This is a genomic window from Aurantimicrobium sp. MWH-Uga1, assembly GCF_003325955.1.
GTDB lineage: Bacteria > Actinomycetota > Actinomycetes > Actinomycetales > Microbacteriaceae > Aurantimicrobium.
Genome location: NZ_CP030929.1, coordinates 1,204,973 through 1,225,824, shown reverse-complemented (window position 1 = coordinate 1,225,824; position 20,852 = coordinate 1,204,973). Strand labels below are relative to the sequence as shown.

At 46.7% G+C, this 20,852-nt stretch carries 17 protein-coding genes; 7 read left to right on the top strand and 10 right to left on the bottom strand.

Annotation, left to right across the window (positions count from 1 at the left end; all coding sequences use genetic code 11):
• Positions 1-23 precede the first annotated feature (23 nt).
• The 10 genes from AURUGA1_RS06040 to AURUGA1_RS05995 form a co-directional block, all read right to left on the bottom strand.
• Positions 24-1,196, bottom strand: coding sequence for a hypothetical protein (locus tag AURUGA1_RS06040; RefSeq protein ID WP_114129316.1), 1,173 nt, complete (start codon positions 1,194-1,196; stop codon positions 24-26).
• A 73-nt stretch (positions 1,197-1,269) separates the two neighbouring features.
• Complete coding sequence (locus AURUGA1_RS06035) at positions 1,270-2,640, bottom strand: glycosyltransferase family 4 protein (protein WP_114129315.1); 1,371 nt, start codon at positions 2,638-2,640, stop codon at positions 1,270-1,272.
• Between the two features lie 54 nt (positions 2,641-2,694).
• Entirely contained in the window at positions 2,695-5,373 is a 2,679-nt protein-coding gene (locus AURUGA1_RS06030; RefSeq protein ID WP_114129314.1) for a hypothetical protein, read from the bottom strand.
• 82 nt (positions 5,374-5,455) lie between these two features.
• Entirely contained in the window at positions 5,456-6,556 is a 1,101-nt protein-coding gene (locus tag AURUGA1_RS06025) for a glycosyltransferase family A protein (RefSeq protein WP_162784075.1), read from the bottom strand.
• A complete protein-coding gene (locus tag AURUGA1_RS06020; protein ID WP_114129312.1) occupies positions 6,537-7,451 on the bottom strand; it encodes a glycosyltransferase family 2 protein in 915 nt (304 codons plus the stop codon). The genes AURUGA1_RS06025 and AURUGA1_RS06020 overlap by 20 nt, the downstream gene beginning before the upstream one ends.
• Positions 7,426-8,499 carry an NAD(P)-dependent oxidoreductase gene (locus AURUGA1_RS06015; RefSeq protein ID WP_114129311.1) on the bottom strand — a complete coding sequence of 358 codons (1,074 nt, stop codon included), beginning with the start codon at positions 8,497-8,499 and terminating at the stop codon, positions 7,426-7,428. The genes AURUGA1_RS06020 and AURUGA1_RS06015 overlap by 26 nt, the downstream gene beginning before the upstream one ends.
• The gene (locus AURUGA1_RS06010) at positions 8,499-9,683 is read right to left on the bottom strand and encodes an acyltransferase (RefSeq protein ID WP_114129310.1); all 1,185 of its coding nucleotides are present in this window, start codon (positions 9,681-9,683) and stop codon (positions 8,499-8,501) included. The genes AURUGA1_RS06015 and AURUGA1_RS06010 overlap by 1 nt, the downstream gene beginning before the upstream one ends.
• Complete coding sequence (gene rfbA, locus AURUGA1_RS06005; RefSeq protein ID WP_114129309.1) at positions 9,680-10,555, bottom strand: glucose-1-phosphate thymidylyltransferase RfbA; 876 nt, start codon at positions 10,553-10,555, stop codon at positions 9,680-9,682. Before rfbA ends, AURUGA1_RS06010 begins: the two co-directional genes overlap by 4 nt.
• A 75-nt stretch (positions 10,556-10,630) precedes the next feature.
• Positions 10,631-11,203: a dTDP-4-dehydrorhamnose 3,5-epimerase family protein gene (locus AURUGA1_RS06000; protein ID WP_114129308.1), complete on the bottom strand. Its 573-nt coding sequence runs from the start codon at positions 11,201-11,203 to the stop codon at positions 10,631-10,633.
• A 56-nt stretch (positions 11,204-11,259) separates the two neighbouring features.
• On the bottom strand, positions 11,260-12,732 hold the full coding sequence (locus AURUGA1_RS05995; RefSeq protein WP_162784074.1) for a glycosyltransferase family 1 protein: 1,473 nt from the start codon (positions 12,730-12,732) through the stop codon (positions 11,260-11,262).
• 33 nt (positions 12,733-12,765) lie between these two features.
• Here AURUGA1_RS05995 and AURUGA1_RS05990 point away from each other — a divergent pair, with 33 nt between their 5' ends.
• The 7 genes from AURUGA1_RS05990 to thrB all read left to right on the top strand — a co-directional run bounded on the left by AURUGA1_RS05990 (position 12,766) and on the right by thrB (position 20,849).
• Entirely contained in the window at positions 12,766-13,671 is a 906-nt protein-coding gene (locus AURUGA1_RS05990) for an FkbM family methyltransferase (RefSeq protein WP_162784073.1), read from the top strand.
• Between the two features lie 13 nt (positions 13,672-13,684).
• Positions 13,685-15,004, top strand: a complete 1,320-nt coding sequence (locus AURUGA1_RS05985; RefSeq protein ID WP_162784072.1) for a nucleotide sugar dehydrogenase — start codon at positions 13,685-13,687, stop codon at positions 15,002-15,004.
• Entirely contained in the window at positions 14,997-15,938 is a 942-nt protein-coding gene (locus AURUGA1_RS05980; protein ID WP_114129304.1) for an NAD(P)-dependent oxidoreductase, read from the top strand. Before AURUGA1_RS05985 ends, AURUGA1_RS05980 begins: the two co-directional genes overlap by 8 nt.
• A gap of 118 nt (positions 15,939-16,056) precedes the next feature.
• The gene (gene lysA, locus AURUGA1_RS05975) at positions 16,057-17,487 is read left to right on the top strand and encodes a diaminopimelate decarboxylase (protein WP_114129303.1); all 1,431 of its coding nucleotides are present in this window, start codon (positions 16,057-16,059) and stop codon (positions 17,485-17,487) included.
• A complete protein-coding gene (locus tag AURUGA1_RS05970) occupies positions 17,484-18,812 on the top strand; it encodes a homoserine dehydrogenase (RefSeq protein ID WP_114129302.1) in 1,329 nt (442 codons plus the stop codon). The genes lysA and AURUGA1_RS05970 overlap by 4 nt, the downstream gene beginning before the upstream one ends.
• A 1-nt stretch (position 18,813) precedes the next feature.
• Positions 18,814-19,899, top strand: a complete 1,086-nt coding sequence (gene thrC / locus AURUGA1_RS05965) for a threonine synthase (protein WP_114129301.1) — start codon at positions 18,814-18,816, stop codon at positions 19,897-19,899.
• The gene (gene thrB / locus AURUGA1_RS05960) at positions 19,899-20,849 is read left to right on the top strand and encodes a homoserine kinase (RefSeq protein WP_114129300.1); all 951 of its coding nucleotides are present in this window, start codon (positions 19,899-19,901) and stop codon (positions 20,847-20,849) included. The genes thrC and thrB overlap by 1 nt, the downstream gene beginning before the upstream one ends.
• The last annotated feature ends 3 nt before the right edge of the window (positions 20,850-20,852 follow it).

Sequence of the window (20,852 nt, the reverse complement as noted above, 5' to 3'; positions counted from 1 at the left end):
CTCGCATTTAAGCCTCAATCAATTTATTGATTGACCTTGTTTTTTCTTTTTGTAATCCCTGGCATGGTTCCTACCAATAGCCCCACTAATGGCGGGGCAATCAATACTAGGGATAAAAGGAAACCAGGTTCTAATTCAAAGAACAAAAAAGCGAGGGTAACAATAACTGTTACTAACCACATGCAGAGATAACGAAAATGAGCATCTTCGGCAAGTAGTTTTGCCCCAATAACAAAAAGCACAGCAACCATGCCCGATGAGATTCCTACAGCTAGGTAAATGAGGCCGTTAATCTGGATTTCCTGATTAGCAACATATGAAAAGACTTGATTTCCAAAAACACTTAGAAGTGCGCCGAGAATCAGGGAAGCAATAAATACTCCCAATGAAATTAGTCGAAGCCGACTGATGAAGTCAGAGTTTTTTCTAATCTTTGCAATTAAGTAGCTCTGCAATGACATCGCAATAACGATTAATGGAGCTCTGGCAAGTGTCACAACAAAAATTATTGATGCAAGCTGCTCTTTTTGTACTTCGAAATACAACTCTCTAATGACTAGCGGGAACCCACTTATCAATAAAGACATGGCACCCGCGGCAGCCATTGTTTGGATGGAGTTGATGAAGAATTTTCCCAATGAAACGTCAAAGGCAAAATTCTTGGAAATGTACTTCCTTGTTATTGGGAATACAAACGCTGGAACAAGAATGAAAGGCAGACATATCGCTACTTCCATAGCGATGGCATCGTAGCCAAATGTTGCCACACTTCCGACAAAGATGAGCCTGAGTAAAACATCAGAAACAATCATCAGGGCAACTACTTTGACCGCGTTGTTTGCTCCGTAAAGCAAGCCTGATATCAGCGCCACAATCGCGTATCCGGAAAGTCCACAAAATAAAATGAGGCCACTTTCCAAATTTGGAGGACCGAAATAATGATGAGGAAGTACCACTAAAGAAATAACAGCAAGAACAACAGCAATTAATCCGATGGTTGCTAAAGCAACGTGAAACGGGCGTGCTCCACGCGGGTTTTTTGAAGTTTGATCTCCCTCATTTCGACTTGAGGATCTTGTGACTTCTTGCTGGATTCCCGAAAGGAGTCCAATTCCTAAATAGAGCGCGCCCCAGAAAATAGCGAACTCGACAAAAGAAGAATCAGAAACTTCTCGTTTAACCAAAATATTGAGCACATATCCAAGTACTCCCGCTAGTCCGGTTGCCGTGACCAGAAGCCCAAAATCTGAAAAGACAAAAACCCTAAACTTACTTAACAATTGTTTGCCAGACTTTTTTCAGCAAAGAGGAAAGCCCCTCTGTACGCAAAATTTCTCGTGAGTGCAGAATTGCTGGCTTGAACTTGTTGATTACTGAATTGCTTCTCAACGGAAGCAATAGGTATCGCTTATCTCTCTTTACCCTTGGCGAAGGAGCATTTTCAAGTGCACTAATTAGTGGTGCAGCCACCTTGTCCCAATAAAAATCATTCTTTAGCTTTTCGATATGACTTTTAGCTTGAAAATACTCGTCGTTATCGTTGAGTAGTCCGAGTATTGAATCAGCAATTTGTTCTGGACTCTCGAAATCAGCTACTTTACCCAAATTCAGACGTTTGATTTGATCTGAAAAAAAGTCACCTTCAGTAGAAACAACTGGCAATCCTGCCCAAATGTAGTCGAGCATCCTCGTGCGGAATGAGAAAGTCGTCTCGAGAGTGTCAAAATGTGTTGTTATCCCTAAGTCAGCTTCTAGTAAGTAACTAGCTCGCTCTTCATATTCGACCCAGGAATCGTTAAAGAACACACTCTTGTCCAAAATGCCTAATTGACGAGCAAGCTGTTTTGCTCTCATTACTACGGGCATATCCGGAATATCAGAATTAGGGTGACGTCCACCCATGAAAAAGAGCTTCACTGAGGAATTCGATTGAGAAATCAAACCAAAGGCCCTAACGAGGTTTTCAATATCAAACCACTCATAAAGTCCGCCAGACCACAGAACAACTTTGTCTTGTTCCCCAATTCCAGTGACTCGTCCCTTAATTACTTGGGAACGATGTTTTGGAAGTTCCCTACTCAAACCAAAAGGAACGATCAAAACTCGGCTTTCGAGATTGGGGTTAGCTGCATATTGAACTGAGTCTATGGAAGTAATACCTGAGAGAACTCCTAGATAGAAATTTCTTTGATTTTGATTTGCGCACAAAAGTAAATCACTGCGATAAATCAGCTCACGCTGAATTCGGGATGCTTCCGAAATTGCAAAATTAGCTAAGCTTCCATGTTGTTTTTCTAAACGTGCCAAATTCTCAAAAACAACTGGAGCGTATGCATCTGCAACCAAGAACTTGCGGGACTTACGTAGATTAGGAAATTCCTCAAAACCGAGAGCTTGGAAAACTATTGCATCGGCCCAATTCTCCAATTCTGAAAAATTGCGAGAATCGTTTTTGTCAACGTGTACTGAAGGAATGTTTTCGATGGCGCTACAAGTTCCAGTTGTAGCTATTTGAACATTGAATCCATGATCCTTCAATGCTTGTGCAAGACAAACTGACCTAATTCCAGGTCCTGACATACGTGAGCCGATAGGGTCGGAGGTTAGAAAAAGAACGTTCTGTATCTTCAAACTGTTCACGCTAGTCCTAAATGCGGAGTGCGAATGAGAAAAATCTTCGCACCTACTTCAAGACTACGGCACGTTGACTGTCCGACAGCCAATATTTGACGCTGGACCAGAAACGTTAGAGGCCCAAATACAAATAGTTTGTTCGCCTCTGGCTGCAGGAATCACCCCAGAAAATCCTTGGTTTTGTCCTGCATTAAGCACAAACCCTGGAACAAGAGGATTGCTCAAACCGCGAGGAATTGAGGTCCAGGAAGAGCCGATGTTGGCTGCGACATTGACACTCTGCGTTGGTTGATTTGGCCAGACTGCCCATCCACTGACGCGTATCCCACCGCTTACAGGCGTAAATTCGGTGAGCATTGAAGACAGTGCCGGTGTGGGAAGAACGGTGACAGTGCTACATCCAAGCACTACTGCCCTAGTTACACCTGCAGCCCAGACACAGGCTTCGTATGTTCCAGGTGGCATTGGCATCAGAGCATTGTATCCCTGATTTGGCCCCGCACCAGATACTCGAGAAGGTGCGAGTGAATTTGCAACACCTGTGTCAGTTGGGAACCATTGGCTTCCTACATTGATGGCGATTCTCACCTGTGAAGTTGGTGACGAAGGCATTACTGCCCAACCATCGAAGTGGATGCCTCCTGCGCCGCCAGAAATGTTGTTTAGTTCGCCAATAGTGGCGTTGGCTTCAGGAACAACCACAGATCTACACTCTAGGAATTTTGCGGGTGCATTTGGTTGTGCTGCCCAGAAACACACCTGGTGTGTTCCTGCTGGTAGCGGGATTGAACCTGAGAATCCATGTTGTGCAGAAACTCCCGGCACAGATTGTTGAATTGTTGTGCTGTTTTGGTTTGCATCAATTGGATACCATCTTGAACCAATGTTTGCAGCAACCCGCACAACAGTAGAGTCTGACGATGGCCAAACTGCCCACCCACTGAAATTGACTTGACCAGGTCCAGGCGTCACAGATTCCACTGCAGCTAGTACACCAGCGGTAGATGCGCCTACTACGACTGTCCTACATCCCAAAATAGTCGGACCCGAATTGGGATTTGTTGTCCAAATACAAATTGACTGGCTACCCGACGGTGCTGTGAGATTGACCGTGAAGCCATGTGAATTACCAACCCCGGGATATGCAGTATTTGCTGCGGGATTATTTTGATTTGCAGAAATCGGAGTCCATGAGGAGCCAACATTTGCGGCAAGATGCACAGATGTCGACGGAGAATCAGGCCAGACTGCCCACCCTGAGATTGTTACTGAGTTTCCATTAACAGTAACCGTCTCTATTGCACCGGCAGCAGGTCTCGCCTCAGCAACCAAAACGGTTCTACAACCGACCATCGTGGCGGAACCATTGGACTTATTTGCCCAGATGCAGAATGTTTGTTGGCCAGGAGGTGCATCGAACTGTGCCGTGAATCCTTGGTTTGATCCTGCCCCAGACACTTGACCAGGGGCTGCAGAGTTTGGTTGTCCACCTGTAGCTTGAATCCATCGGGAACCAATGTTTATCGCGATGTTGACACCAGTGGTTGGAGAATCTGTATTGACAGCCCAACCATTTACTTGGATTCTTCCAGCAGTGGAAGTAACAGATTCCACAGTAACAATTGGGGCAGGTGCAACTGGCACGGTGACTGACCTACAACCAGTGCTGCCCATTCCACCTGAGCCCCCAGCGTTGACAAGATATAGACAAACAACATAGGTGCCAGAGTCAAATGGCAAAGTCGCGTTCACAGCATGGTTTGGACCGGCGCCCGGGTAGTTTGCGCTCAGGTCGTTGCCGGCTGAGTTAGCGATAACCTGTCTCCAAACCGTTCCGATCTGAACTGCAATTGCAACGCTTGCTGTGGGAGCATCAGGGTCTACTGCCCAACCACTGAGTTGTATCCCAGAGGAATTTGCACTAACTGAAATGTCACCCTCGGGCGTTCCCAGGGGTGCGGTAGTTGGCCCGAACCAGTCTGTGTAGAGACGCCAAAAGTTTCTATTTCCATAAGCAGAACAAGCATCGCCAGTACCGTACAGATTGTTGAGAGCCGCGGCATTTGGCTGATATGGAGTGTAGTTATACAGGGCGGCTGTTGCTCTGTTTTGAATAAAGATATTAGAAGATCCACAATCCCTATTTGGGTGGAAAAGAATTGTATTAATCTGACCAGCTCTGTAGTTCCAACGTTCAGGAGCGAGGCCGTAATTTCTCATCTGACGAGCAGCGTTATAAACCTGGTAAAAGAAACCGCCAAAACTAGGGTCGCACGGTGCTGTATCTGGACAGGCAAATCCTGTGGCGCGAGCGTACTGGCTTGCAACTGGCCATGTGTCAGTAATGAGGCTTTGTTCCTTCTGAAGAAGAACCAGAAGAACTTTGGCACTTACGCCACAGCTTGCAGCAACTCGAGAAATAATTTCAGCTGCACTCTGGAGTGGATGTGCAGTGTAACCATTACACAAACCCGCCTCCGCGCGCATGTTAGGCACTGCCTGCAGATAATCTTTCAAACAGGTATAGCCTGCGCGGCAAACCCCAGATTTGGAGTCAATAAACCTAGCTACGTCCATAGGGGACATTGAATTGCCGTCAAAAAAGTTTTGATCGCTGATGATGTAGCCAGGATTAAACTGATTCGCCACTGCAGCTTCGGCTTTGGAAGTTGGAGAAAATGCAAGCAACAATCCTGCAAGCGTCACGACGCTTGTCAGAAGTGCAAATAATTTCTTCATCGCAATACCTTCAACCCCCAGTTTAAGGTTAATGCTACTAATGAAACTGATTAGCAAGCTGTTAATCGACTGAGTGTCGAATTTACTTTAATTTTGCCTTTAATCGCCTGAGCAAGTTTCTTGCCCTAACTGCGATGCGAATAAAGGGTGAAATGAGCCGAATAAACACTCTAAATGGACGCCTAAGCACCCCATCTTTGAACATGAAGCCATATGAGCCTTCAGCACTTATTTCATGATGGAGAATTGCCAATTTTCTTAGCTCATTAATTGTTCCGGTCTGAAAAACATAGGGAGTGAGGTTCAACTTTTCAATGACCCTCTGCTCAGATTTTCTCCATTGGTTTTCAGAGTGTTCTGTGTAGGAAGTTTCGACGCCTACCCAATTTCGATAAATCGCTGTAAGAGCATTTTGCTGATGCACTCCACAGATACTTCCAGCTCGAAGGATCATGTCCCAGTCTTCGCAAACGGCTAGTTCTTCATCAAATCTATTTCCCAGAATAGAGAAAAACGCAGTTGGAAATGCCACAGACATAAATGGCGAGTGGTTTACTCTCAAATGATCTAGTTGCGAATACTCAATCGCGTAAGGAATCTCCGGCCACGATATTGCGCGAAAACCGGAGGATTGGTCAGACCATTCTTCAATCTCAACTTTTTGTACCGCGCAAATTGTTCTAATCATTGTGCCAGGGGAAAGGAGAGCACCCTTCTTAAATTCTTCAACCCAGTGAGCAAAAACAATATCGTCATCGTCTAGAGCAGCAATATAGGAACTATTTACTAATTCGATTCCTACATTGAGCGGTCTAGCACGCCCCCCACCCTCAACTCTTACTTGCCGGATTCGTTCTGAAAAATCTTCAGGAAACTGGTTGATTACTTCCTCAAGTTGTTGATGAATTTCGTCAGTAACATCATGTTCCAGCAACAAAACAGCAAAATCTTGTGAAGTTTGTCCATAGAGAGACGTGAGAACATCCGAAAATGCGTTGAGTCGTCGACCCTGTGTTCTCATCAAAATCGTTAGGAACGGTTTGTCACCTGTGACAGCCGACTTGTTTTTGACATCAAGAATTGTGCCCATCAAAGATTCAATGGGTTCATGAACGTGTGCTGTCATCCCACTAAGAAATTCTTGAAATAGCGGTTGTGAAGAATCAGAAGCGATGTTTCGCATAATTCCCCTCGATAAATTGAGCAACTTCATGCTTACCATCAACTGGTTTCGGAAGTGTTCCTGATTTTTCTCGGAGTTTAAACTCATTGAGTGCTTGGCGTTGTTCAGCGGATCCCTTGGCAAACAATTTGGTCAAATGTTTGACCAAATCAGGCCTTGAGTACTTATAGGCAAGCAATAAAGCTGCCTCCGCAGAGAAATAGGCTTCTGACGAGGTGGCAAGCCACTCCCCGCCAAGTCCAAGACGTTTGTCGTGAAAAACTGTCGCGCTGGGCTGGTACAAAACTTTCCAACCCTTTAGTTTTAATTGCCAACTGTAATCAACATCGTCGCAATAAAGAAAGAAAGTTTTACTATCAAAACCTTGTACCTGATCAAACGCAGATTTACGTGTAAGTAGACAAGCAGTCGAGGACCAGGCAGTTTCCAGCGACTTTGGGTCGTAGTTTTTTGGGTGTTCTAAAGGTAGTTGTCTAGCCTCGACAGAGCCCACACGTTCTTTGAGAGTTGCAGTCAGTTTTTCGATACATGTAGGAGATACTTCAGCGTCTGGATTCAGAATAAGCAGGAGGTCTTCTTCTGAGTTTTCAGCTAGAACGTTATGTCCTTCGGCAGAACCTAAGTTTTCTCCAAAGAAAAGGTATTCAAAACCACCGCCCGCATTTGCGGCTAATTCTTGGAGTGATTTGATATCTGACTGAGGGATCGTCTCTTCGGGTGAACAGTCACCCCAGCGAACAACCCAATTTTCAATTTCCTTTTTTTGTTTCGCTCTTTGCGCAGAATGGACTACTGCTCGAAAAGCTCGAACTAAAGCAGGAAACTCATTTTGATAAATTACTGTCTGAACAGCCAACGAAACTGGCACTTCATAACCCCTTGGCTGATAACTCATCTTGAAGCCATTGTTGAAGCTTGAGTAGCCCCTCTTCTAGGTTGTGATGCGGCTTCCAGCCAAGAAGCTGGATCGTGGGGTCGATGTTGCAAGCTGCGTATCTAACATCACCCTCCCTAAATTGACCTGTTACGTGGGGTGGCTTAGCGTCGTAGAAGTCACTCAGCCACGTTGCCACTTTAGAAATAGTTGTGGGCACACCCGAACCAACATCACAGGTTAAGACTGCTTCCTTTTGTTGAAGTTGGGAGGCTGCAACAAGCGCAGACACGACATCATCGATCAGCACAAAATCACGAACTATATTTCCATCTTCATAAAGGGGAATTGATTTTCCATTTCTCGCCAGTTGAGAGAACAAGGAAACAATTCCCGTATAGGGATTCGACAAGGACTGGCCCGGCCCGTAAACATTTTGCAATCTTAAGATTGTGATGGGCACATTGTTTGCTGCGCCCCAAGAAGAAAGCAAATGTTCTTGATCAAGTTTTGTTGAGCCATAGACACTTGTGGGGTGCGGCCATGTTTCTTGTGCTGCGGAAGGAACTGGGCTTAATTCTGAAAAGTCCCATTGCCCGGATTCAAGTTGTTGTTTAGATCTGATACCTGGGTATTCTGCTATACCATCAGACGTTTGCCACCGTCCTTCTCCATAGACAGCACGACTACTCGTCAAAATAACCTGTTGTGGAAAAATCTGAGCTTTCCCAAAAGCATCCATCAACCTAGTTGTACCGACAACGTTGACAAGCGCATGACGGCTTGACTCATACATTGACTGTGCTGTCCCGGTTTCCGCAGCAAGATGTATCACTAGGTCTGGGGCAAAATCGTCAAAGATATTTTCCCAAATCTTTTCATCGACGACGTCACCAATAATCAGCTCTGCACTTTCATGCAATGCTGTTGGTCTCACTTGGTTTTCATGGACTTGTGGGTGAAGTGAGTCGAGAACGACCCACCTTTCGGCATGCATTGCCAATTGGTTTGACAGTGCGCACCCAATGAAACCTGCTCCGCCAGTTACAAGAACATTTCCTAGATTCATTACTTTTTGCCGTTTCGAATGCGCTCGTACCAGAAGCGAACACCCCGTCCAGGGCCCCAGTCCTTGAGAGAAAGTGCATGTTTTTCAAGAATGTGCCAACTTAGCCACGCACAACCCATTGTGACAATCCATGAAAGAATCACATAGGGGAAGAAACCCCATTGATATACACCCATGAAGGCAAGTACCTGTTGGACTAAGAAGCCATAAATGTAAACGCCATAGGAGTAATCATTCTTTTGGCCGATCCATTGGAACGATTTGGGTAGCCGAGCAGCAAGATAAAGGATGAAATACACAGCAGCGATTGTTCCCATTGTGGAGAAACCACCAAAGCGCAGTGTGGCTAGAGCGAGCAGGCCAGTGAAGATTCCTAAGCGGTCGTCAAAAACTACCTGCTTGGAATAGACGGCAAACACTGATCCCACTAAGAAGGTAAAACCTAAGGTAATCATGTATTGATCAGCCATAAATGTTGGCACTAGCGCGACCACTATGTCCCAGTTCAGAGCTGCCAATAACTGCAGAATAAAAAAGAAAATAGCAAGCATGGGCACGATTAGGCGTGCCCGTGTCAGTAAGCCGAAGGCAACAAGAGCAGCAATGATTAAGTATGCACGCCACTCATAAATCAAGGTCCACAACGAACCGTTGAAGGCGCTGGCACCTACTTCTCTTCCATACGGAGTTGTTGCCGCTAGAAGGTCATAAATGCCGTAAGTACCAATGCTCAAAGTCCAGTTAGCTGTGAAGTAGTAAACGGGTCCGTTGGGAGCAAAAGAAAAATAATCGAGAAGTTGTTGACCTCCTGCAACCCAGATCATGGGTGCAACGAGGAATGCAGTTACGAGAAGTACTAACCAATAGGCAGGAAAAATTCGAATTGTCCTACGCCACATGAATTGAACAACGTCACCTGACATTCCGCTTTTTGCAATCAGATAACCACTGACCGCAAAAAACCCTGCCACTGCAAGACTGCCTAGTGAGGCTTGTCCGCGCGTAAGAGCCCAGAATGGATCTTTTCCAAACCCGCCAAGAGGAAAGGCGTGATCAACAATAACCAGGCTGGCAAGAATGAGGCGAATAATTCCTAGCGAGTTGTTGTGACCGTTAAGCGCCTGTGAGATGGATACAAAATTGGATACAGATTTCCCAGAGGCCAGGGGCGTCGACTCACTCACAGTGCACTGTAAGTTTCAGTGAGCTGCTGAAGATATTGTCCATATCCACTTTTGATCAATGGTGCCGCCAATTCTTCAAGTTGGCTGGTTGTAATCCAGCCATTTCTCCAAGCTATTTCTTCAATGCATCCTATTTTGAAGCCTTGGCGATCCTCAATGACACGTACATATTCCGAAGCTTGCATCATTGATTCAAAGGTTCCAGTATCCAACCAAGCTGTTCCACGATCAAGAACCTGAACACTAAGTCTGTTCATTTTTAGGTAATGAGCATTAATCGAACTAATTTCGAGCTCACCCCGGGCACTTGGCTTGATGCTGTGCGCAATGCTAATTACGTCATTGTCGTAGAAGTACAAACCTGGAACAGCATAATTACTCTTCGGGTTTTTGGGTTTCTCTTCGATAGACACCGCACGCAACTCTGAGTCGAATTCAACGACGCCATAGCTTGTGGGATCTGAGACATGGTAGGCAAAAATCAAACCGCCATCCACGTCAGTGTTGTCTGAGAGCGAAGTTCCTAAACCAGCTCCATGGAAAATGTTGTCGCCTAGAACGAGTGCAACACTCTCATCTCCAATAAAATCTTCGCCGATGATAAATGCTTGGGCTAATCCGTCAGGTGAAGGCTGTACCGCATACTCAAGTGACATCCCCAGTGAAGAACCGTCACCCAGTAGTGCTTTGAACTGGTCATGATATTCAGGTGTTGTGATGACGAGAACTTCACGGATACCAGCCATCATCAAAGTTGAGAGGGGGTAGTAAACCATCGGCTTGTCATAGATGGGCATTAGTTGTTTAGAAATGCCCTTGGTAATAGGCCAGAGTCTGGTTCCAGACCCACCGGCCAAGATAATGCCGCGCAACAACTTCCCCTAACAATGTGGATAAATCCAGTTTATCGGAACCTATCTGAAGCTGGTTTCGATATCCGGTTTAATTCAACCAAGCCACTTTGGAAGCAAGCCCGCATTCAACGCATCCTTCAGCGATGGTGCTTCTTTATCTTTCTCAGAAAAAAGAAGTTGTTCAGTAGGTAACCCAAAGTCAATATTGAGATCCGGGTCAAGAGGATTGATCCCATGTTCACGATCAGGCTTGAAAGTGTCAGTAACTAGGTAGCTCACTACTGTTTCGTCCTGAAGAGAAACAAAAGCATGCCCTAAGCCTTCACTAAGGAAAACAGCATTTCTGAGCTTTGAATTTACTTCTACAGCTTCCCATTGCCCGAAGGTCGGAGAACCCACACGAATATCAACAATGAAGTCGATTATTGAACCATAAGGACAAGTTACGTATTTTGCTTGCCCTGGTGGGACATCGGCAAAGTGTATTCCTCTGACTACACCTTTTTTGGATACAGAAATGTTTCCTTGCTTCAAGTCAAGTTCTCTACCCGTGGCCTCATTGAAATAATCCGCACGGAACCACTCCGCAAAAGACCCCCTTAAATCAGCATAAATAGTATTTTCAATTTTGTAGGAGCCGCGAATACCTAGTTCGTTAATAGTCACAGTTCAAGGATATATCTCTCTATAAGAGTCGATATTGATAAGGGTAGTAGAGACATCTACTTGAGTAACTCGTTCCAGAGGGGGATATTGTTTTCGTCAGTGAATCTGTTGCTATTTCTTTTGGCATCATCCTCGAGTTCTCGAGCAAAAGCATTGGAACTTAGTACGCGTTCCATTAGTATCGAAAGTTCTTCGACATCGTAGGGGTTGAAAAACCTTGCTCCGCTACCTCCCGAATATCTATGCGCAGGAATATCGCTCATAAGTGTAGGAGTTCCACAACGCATAGCTTCAATAGGGGGGAGGCCAAAGCCTTCTCCCATTGAGGGAAAGACAAACATTGCAGCTTTGCGGTAGAGAGGCACTAACTCAGACTGTGCCACGCTTTCAAGGTGAATAAGTTCACCCTCACGCACAAATGGCTCCATTGCAATGAGCGTTTTTTCATATTTCCATCCAGGTTTTCCAACAATCATGAGATTGACGTCAATTCCCGTCTTGTGTCGTAGACGACGCCAAGCATGAATAAGTGTTTCGTAGTTTTTTCTGGGTTCAATGGTGGCAAGCGACATAATGTAAGGTTTTGAAACTGAAACCGGTTTTTTGTCCTTTGAGGTGCCTCGAACCCTACGGCTAAATTCTGATTCCCTCATTGTCATTATGTCTGCGACTGCGATCTCAAGATTTCCAGAAAAATCCGGAAGATCAGGCAAAGTGTATGGAATCACGACGGCATTTTCAGCAAGTCGAGGTTCAAGAATATTCAAATCCGATAATGCGCTGGGAGAGTTACAAACGTATATTGAATCGCTTTTTGCTCTGCTTAAATTTTTTGCATGCAATCTAGTGTTAAGCGCGTGCATCGTATCGGCAGCTAACACTGGTAGTCCATCGTGATAGCGAACTATATGTTTGGTTTGAGGGTTCAAATTTATGGTTAATGAATCCTGAGTAATGAAATAGTCAAAGCCTTTAGTATTTAGTTTTGGTGATGAAAAATTGTTGAGAGTCCTAAATACTGTTTGATCTCGCCCCATGAAGGTGAATTTGAATTGGTGATTTAATATATTTTCGAATTCGTTAGGTGGAAGAGTCGACTGGAAATAATTTCGCCACACCACGTCGTTGAGCTGTTTATCAAGTTTTTCAACGCCTCTTGAGCTCCAGAATGACCTCACATATGTTCTGTATTTTTGGCCATGTCTTTTGAGTAATTTCTCAATTACTGAAGCGTCAAGTGAAATCCCTGGTTCGTTTAGACCATCTGCAAGAAGAAGTGCTTGTTTCGCGACTGCAGAAAGATTTTTGTCCTCGAGAAATCTTGTCACAGAAGGCAAAACCAGCCCCGTGGTTTCGAATTCACCACATTTAGATAAAGTTTGAAATAGCACTCGAGAATCCTGTGGAATGCCCGAGAACCCCATGGTTCTGTGACCAATACTTAAGTCGTACAAGACCTTTTTCATTTTCCCCCCAAGAAATACTTTTCGTTTCAAATATCCCATAAATGGTACATTGAGTGAAATCACAAAATTATCATTTGAAATATCAGGGGGCTGAACGTGATTTCTTACGCCCAAAATTTCGAAGATGTAATCCTTGCTAGGGCTCTTTCAACTGTCGAGAGAGGATTTTACGTCGACATTGGTGCTTGGTCTCCACATATCGATTCGGTAACCAAATACTTTTACGACTCTGGTTGGAGAGGTGTCAATGTAGAGCCAAACCCACAAGCGTTCGCGGAGTTTTTATCAAGTCGTGTTGAAGACATAAACAGATGTATTGCTATTTCAGACGAACCAGGGTTTTCAACCCTTAAGATCCTTGATAATTCAGGCTTATCTACCCTTGATGAGTCCGTAGCACAAACGCACGGGTCTTCTGGGATCGGGTACACAGAAATTCAAGTTGAATGCGAGACACTGTCTCAATTGTTCTCTTCAATTGAAAACATTCTGGAAATACATTTCCTTAAGGTTGACGTCGAGGGTTATGAATCAAAAGTTTTAAGTGGTAACGATTGGAACCGATTTCGCCCATGGATAGTTCTTATTGAAGCAACCTACCCAATGACTCAAATCGATACCTACTTCGAATCAGAACAAATACTGCTTCAGAATGATTATTTATTTGTTTATGAAGATGGACTAAACCGCTTCTATTTAGATAGGCGGCACAAGGATTTATTGGACCTCTTCCGATTTCCGCCGAATATTTTCGACGGATTTATTCGACAAAGCGAATTTAGCTGCCAAGAACGTCTAGCCATTCATGAGCAATCGATTGAGAACTTGAAAACTGAGCTAGACAACCTACAGAAACTCAATGAAGAGTTGAATATCAAACTTCAATCAGAAAAAAACAGCTCATTTGTATTGCAAGAGGTTTTACAAAGCAATTCCTGGAGATGGACCTTGCCTCTAAGAAAACTATCAAACCTATTCAAATCATTGAAACGAGGTCGTTAAGCACATGCAAAATTTGAGTGATCCATTTGATGTCTGTGTTGTTGGTTTGGGTTATGTTGGCTTGACTTTGGCTACTGCTTTAGCTTCTGCGGGGCTGCGTGTTGCAGGTTCAGAGCGTAGTCAGGATGTTGTTGATCTCATTGCTTCTGGGCAATCTCCTTTCCATGAATTTGGTCTTGATGAGGCTATTCAGGCTGTTGTTTCCCGGGGGAAATTGGTGCCTTTTTCCTTGGAGGATGGGACGCCGGTTGCGGATTCTTATGTGATTACTGTTGGCACTCCGGTTAAGAACGGCAGTGTGTATTTAGAGGACTTGAAATCTGCAGTTTCTGCCGTTGCTGATGTTATGCCTGATGGAGCATTGACTGTTCTGCGTTCCACAGTTCGTGTCGGTACTACACGCACTATCGCTGAACCAATATTGAAGGATTCCGGGAAAAAATATGCTGTCGCGATGGCTCCTGAAAGGACCATTGAGGGCAAAGCCTTAGCTGAGCTTTCTTCGTTGCCTCAAATTGTGGGTGGAATTGATGAGAATTCCACACAGCTGGCGTCTGAATTGTTTGCACGTTTGGGTGTTGAGATTGTTCCTGTGCATTCTGCGGAAGCTGCAGAGTTAGCCAAACTTGCGAGTAACACTTTCCGCGACGTTTCTTTTGCGTTCGCCAATGAACTTGCCTACTTTGCGGATCAGTCCGGTGTAGATGTTTACGACGTAGTGCGTGCATGTAATTACGGTTATGACCGAATGAATGTGGCGTTACCTGGGCCAGTAGCTGGTCCGTGTTTGGAAAAGGATGCGTACATTCTTTCCAATTCTGCTGATGTGCTTGGTGTTGAGGTTCCGCTAGCAATGCAAGGGCGTAAAACTAATGAATTCATTGTTTCTCATGTTGTAAATTCCTTACTCCCGGATATGAACTCTCACACACCCAAAGTGTCGATTCTTGGGTTGGCATTTAAGGGCAGGCCAGCAACTTCTGACACACGTGGGTCATTAGCTGGTGACTTCGCTCAAGCTATGAAATCGAAATACTCTGTCACTGATGTGGCTGGCTGGGACCCATTGGTTTCTGTGACAGACGCTCAGAAAATGGGGATTCATTTCGACGAGCTCGATGAAGCTTTGAAATCCGATGTTGTGTTGATTCAAACAAATCATCGTTTTTTTTCGAGCGAAGAGTTTTATTCCGCACTAGAACGCAATGAACAACCAGGGCGCGTGTTTGTTGATTTGTGGAATCAACTCGATGCCGAACGGATCACTTCAATGGGAAATCGCCTCATTCCCCTAGGGCGAAAAATTATCGATGTAAAGGACGCACTTGTCTAAATATTTAGTATCAGGTTCGGGTGGTTTTCTAGGTTTTTATCTGGTAAAAAAACTTGCAGAGCAGGGACATTCTGTTGTTGCGGTGGATGTTGAACTGCAAGTTGGTTCACAATCACGAATGGTGGAACTAGAAGCTATAGACGGAATTGAAGTCCTACGTGGTGATCTGACAAACGAAGAATTTGTTTCCACGCTTCCCTCAGTTGACGGTGTGTACCATATGGCTGCACTCAACGGTACGCAAAAGTTTTACAGCGATCCATGGAAAGTAGTTCGTCATTCAACTATTCCAACAATCACACTATTAGAACGTTACGGTCGTGACCCACTGGAGTTCTTCTTCTATGCAGGTTCTTCCGAAGCATATGCAAGTTCCATAACCAAGTTTGGTTGGGAAGTACCAACCAAAGAGGATGTTCCTCTGGGAATTCAAGATCCCAAAGAAGTTCGCTGGTCATATGGTGGATCCAAACTTCACGGCGAAATAGCAGTTTTTGCTGCAGCAGTCGAACTGGGCACGCCAGCAGTTGTTGGTCGTTTCCATAATGCTTACGGGCCAAACATGGGTATCCACCACGTCATCCCTGATTTCATCGAACGTGGGAAAAATGGTGTTTTTGAACTATACGGAGCAAATAACACCAGAAGCTTCATTTACATCGATGACGCTATAGACAGTGTTATTGCTGTCGCTAACAACGCTGTCGGTGAGGTTGTCAATATCGGTTCACCTAATGAGATCAACATGATTGATTTAGCTCAGATCATCATGGAAGAAGCAGGTTGGAGCGGAGAAGTCAAAAACTTTGACGCTCCGGTAGGAAGTGTCCTACGCCGCGCACCAAATATCAGCAGGCTTGCAGAAATTGTTGATGTCGAAAAGTTTGTGAACCTAAACGAGGGCATCAGGCGAACACTGCCGTCATATCTCTAGCAGTCAACACTGGAGATAGAATTAGAAGTGACTTGGCCCTCTCTCAAAGAAAGTCATGAGGAACCAAGCCGGTTCTGTTCGTTGAATTTCTCTGCTTCACTTCACCCGAGGTTTACTTGTGGCTTCTCACCCGCTTGCACCAACGTGGCTTAATGCTGACGTTGATGCCAACGAGCTGGTTGATGGTGTTTGGGCTTCTTCAGTTACCAGGAACAGTGCTGGTGAAGTACTTGTTGCTGGAGCACATGTTTCTACATTGGCTCAAGATTTTGGAACCCCGCTTTATGTCATTGACGAAGCACACGCTCGAAATAGAGCTGTTGAAGTAAGAAACGCCTTTGAATTGGTCTTCACTGCAATTGGAACACGCGCCAAGGTTTATTACGCAGGTAAAGCATTCCTGTGCACTGAAGTTGTTCGCTGGGTTGCCGAGGCTGGTCTCAACGTCGATGTCGCCAGTGGGGGAGAACTTGCTGTTGCGCTCGCTGCAGGAATTGATCCTTCCCGCGTTGGTCTTCACGGAAACAACAAATCCCAAGCAGAGATCGAACGTGCAGTCGACGTGGGTGTGGGAACTATCGTTATTGATTCCTTCATTGAAATTGGTCGCATCGCAGATGCTGCTCGACGTGCTGGCAAGAAGCAACGAGTTCGCCTTCGCGTCAACAGTGGTGTTCACGCACACACCCACAGCTTTTTGGCCACCGCACATGAAGATCAGAAGTTTGGTGTCACTATCTCTGATGCCCCTGATTTGGTGGCCGAAATTCGTTCACACGAGTCTCTGGAATTTGTCGGCCTGCACTGCCACATCGGCTCCCAAATATTTGGCACCGACGGCTTTGCTGAATCAGCAGCACGTTTGCTGGCTCTTCATGCAGAACTCCTCAAGGGAGGGCCAGTGCCTGAGCTCAACCTCGGTGGTGGTTTTGGTATTGCCTACACACCTGCAGATAAGCCAACCTCCATTGAAGAGATTGCTCAAGAAATTGCTTCTGTGGTCTCTGCTGAATGTTCTCGCTTGGGTATTGATATTCCGGTTATCTGTGTTGAACCAGGTCGAGCAGTGATTGGAACGTCTACCTTCACTTTGTATGAAGTGGGCACTGTCAAAGATGTTTCAGTTGACGTCGTAGACGACAACGGTGCTCCCACAGGAAAATTCGCTATCCGCAAATATGTCAGTGTTGACGGCGGAATGAGCGATAACGCACGCCCCGCTCTATATGGAGCTGATTACTCGGTTCGCATCGCGAACCGAGTATCAGATGCAGAACCAGCATTGGTGCGCATTGCCGGAAAGCACTGTGAATCCGGAGACATTCTGGTTTATGCAGATTATCTTCCTGGGGACGTTAAGCCTGGTGATTTACTTGCAATACCTGCAACAGGTGCGTATTGCTGGTCACTTTCGAGCAATTACAACTACCTCACTAGGCCACCAGTAGTTGCCGTCAAAGATGGTGTTGCCCGTGTTATTGTTCGCGGTGAAACAGAAGAAGATTTGTTAGCGCGCGATATGGGCGTTATCCGAAAGGTAAACACATGATCGAATACCGCAACGTACGTGTGGCATTGCTCGGCGGTGGAACCGTTGGTGCTCAAGTAGCCCGGCTTCTACTTGAACACAAGGAAGAGTTTGCTTCTCGTGTCGGAGCAAGTCTTGAGTTAACCGGAATCGCTGTGCGCAACCTTGATTCACCACGTTCAGCAGATCTACCCAAGGAACTCTTCACCACTGATGCAGAGTCCCTCATCTTAGGTGCCGACATTGTGATTGAAGTCATGGGTGGCCTGGAGCCTGCCCGCAGCTATATTCTTCAAGCAATCAACTCAGGCGCAGATGTCGTTACCGCCAACAAAGCACTGCTTGCAACTCACGGAACTGAGTTGTTCGAAGCCGCTGAGCGCGTTGGCGCTCAGCTCTACTTCGAAGCCGCTGTTGCTGGAGCAATCCCCATTATTCGTCCGCTTCGCGAAAGCCTTGCCGGAGACCGCGTCAAGCGCATTATGGGAATTGTCAATGGAACCACCAACTACATCTTGGACAAGATGGATACCGAAGGTGTTTCTTTCGAGGACGCACTCGCTGTTGCTACTGAGTTAGGTTATGCCGAGGCAGACCCCACTGCAGATATTGACGCGTTTGATGCAGCACAAAAAGCGTCAATTCTTGCCAGCTTGGCTTTCCACACCACAATTCCTTTGGAGAAGGTTTACCGCGAAGGAATTCGTGAGGTCACGGGTAAGACGGTGGAACTGGCCAAAAAGGCTGGATATGTTGTCAAACTATTGGCTATTTGTGAACGTTTGACCGATCCCGAAACTGGCGAAGAAGCAGTTTCAGCACGTGTCTACCCAGCTCTCATTTCTCGTGAGCACCCACTTGCATCGGTCCACAAAGCAAATAATGCTGTCTTTGTTGAAGCCGAAGCTGCCGGCTCGTTGATGTTCTATGGTGCTGGAGCTGGTGGGCAAGAGACTGCATCTGCGGTGTTAGGCGACCTTGTCTCTGCTGCGCGTCGCCACATTATTGGTGGTCCTGGCTTGGGTGCTTCCACGAACGCCAATTTGCCCGCGTTGCCTATCAGCGCCATTACGACCCGTTATCACGTGACGCTTTCTGTCTTTGATCGCCCGGGTGTTCTTGCCTCTGTCGCTGATGTCTTTGGACAGCACGGTGTTTCCGTTGAATTGGTAGAGCAGGGAACCTTCGGCAGCGAGGCGGTGTCTGGAGAGGCTGCTCCGACGGCTACGCTAGTTATTGGCACGCACGCAGCTCTTGAGTCTGATTTAGCGGCCACCGTTTCCGCTCTTGCGCAGTTGGATGCCGTGAGCTCAGTGGTTTCGGTTCTACGAGTTGAAGGAGCCTAAGTTGGCACATCAGTGGCGCGGAGTTCTGCCAGAGTATGCAGACCGCCTCAACATTTCTGACGCAACCCCCATCATTACCCTGGGGGAGGGTGGCACTCCACTGATTGAAGCTAAGGCTCTCTCTGCTCGCACAGGTGCTCGTGTCTTCGTGAAGTATGAAGGAATGAACCCCACGGGTTCATTCAAGGACCGCGGTATGACCATGGCTATTTCTAAGGCTGTTGAACATGGCGCCAAGGCTGTTATTTGTGCGTCAACCGGTAACACCAGTGCTTCTGCTGCTGCCTATGCAACTCACGCAGGAATCTCGGCGGCAGTTCTCATTCCTGAGGGCAAGATCTCGATGGGCAAGCTCAGCCAGGCTGTAGCACACAACGCAGAGATTATTCAGATCGAAGGTAACTTCGATGACTGCCTCGATATTGCCCGTGACCTTGCAGAGAACTATCCCGTTCACCTAGTGAACTCGGTGAACCCTGACCGTATCGAAGGCCAGAAGACCGCTGCATTTGAGGTTGTTGAAGTTCTCGGAGATGCCCCAGACTTCCACTTTGTTCCTGTCGGTAACGCCGGTAACTACACCGCGTACTTCCGTGGTTACAGCGAAGAACTCGAACGCGGTGCTGCGACCAAGCTTCCGCGCATGTTTGGTTTCCAAGCTGCAGGGTCTGCCCCGATTGTTCTTGGCCACCCCGTGAAGAACCCTGAAACTATTGCGAGCGCTATTCGTATTGGTAACCCCGCTTCGTGGGAGTTCGCTCTGGGCGCTCGCGACACCAGCAAGGGCTACTTCGGGGCCATCGATGACGCGGGAATTCTTGCTGCGCAGCGCATTCTTTCTGCAGAGGTGGGCATTTTCGTTGAGCCCGCATCTGCAATCTCAGTTGCAGGTTTGCTTGAGCGTGCTGAGAATGGCCACATTCCTGCTGGTTCCACCGTGGTCCTGACCGTGACCGGTCACGGTCTGAAGGACCCACTGTGGGCACTCAAGAAGGCAGACGGCACTGAGGTCACTCCTACCGTTGTTCCCGTGAGTACCGAAGAGGTCGCTGGCGTCCTCGGACTGGTCAAGGGCGCCGCACACTAATGTCCGCTGGGTCCATGCAGGTGCCGGTAGGCAGGGCAGTTACTGTCCGCGTACCGGCTACATCTGCAAACCTAGGACCTGGTTTTGACACCCTTGGTCTTGCCCTGGGCTACTACGACCAGCTAGATGTCGTCGTTCGTCCAAAGACCGGGGCAACAGTTGAGGTAATCGGCGAAGGTTCTGCTGACTCCGCAGCTCCTGTGGCTACTGATTCTTCTAATCTTGTTGTGCAGTCCATTGCTCACGCTTTCGCGCATGCGGGCGTGGCAATGCCAGGCCTTGACCTGGTAGCTCACAACAAGATTGCCCATTCACGAGGTATGGGGTCCTCCAGTGCGGCAATTGTTTCTGGCCTCCTTGCGGCAAAAGGTTTGCTTGAGGGAATTGCTGTATTCGATGAAGACACACTGCTTCGCCTTGCCACAGAACTCGAAGGCCACCCTGACAATGTAGCTCCTGCACTCTTTGGAGGGCTCACTATTGCGTGGACCACAGAAGAGGGCCCACGTTGCAAGCGTTTGCTCGTTCACCGTGGAGTTTCTCCGCTGGTGTTGGTGCCATCGTTCACTATGTCGACAAAGCACGCTCGTTCGCTCCAGCCTGAAAGCGTTCCTCACGAGGATGCCATTTTCAATGTGTCCCGCTCATCACTTTTAGTTGCAGCACTCACACAAAGTCCTGAGCTTCTCTTTGAGGCAACAGAGGACAAACTCCACCAGGACTACCGCGCAGAAGCAATGCCTCAAACAAGTGCACTGGTTAAGGTGCTTCGCGACAACGGCTTCGCAGCGGTTGTCTCTGGAGCAGGTCCATCAATTTTGGTGCTGTGTTCAGATCCTGCTCAACGTGTTGAAGCAGCTCAGCTCGTTTCACAACATGAAGAGACACCCTGGAACGCGCTCATGCTGGCAGTAGATTTTGCCGGGGCAACTGTCGTTCCTGCGAAATAGTGA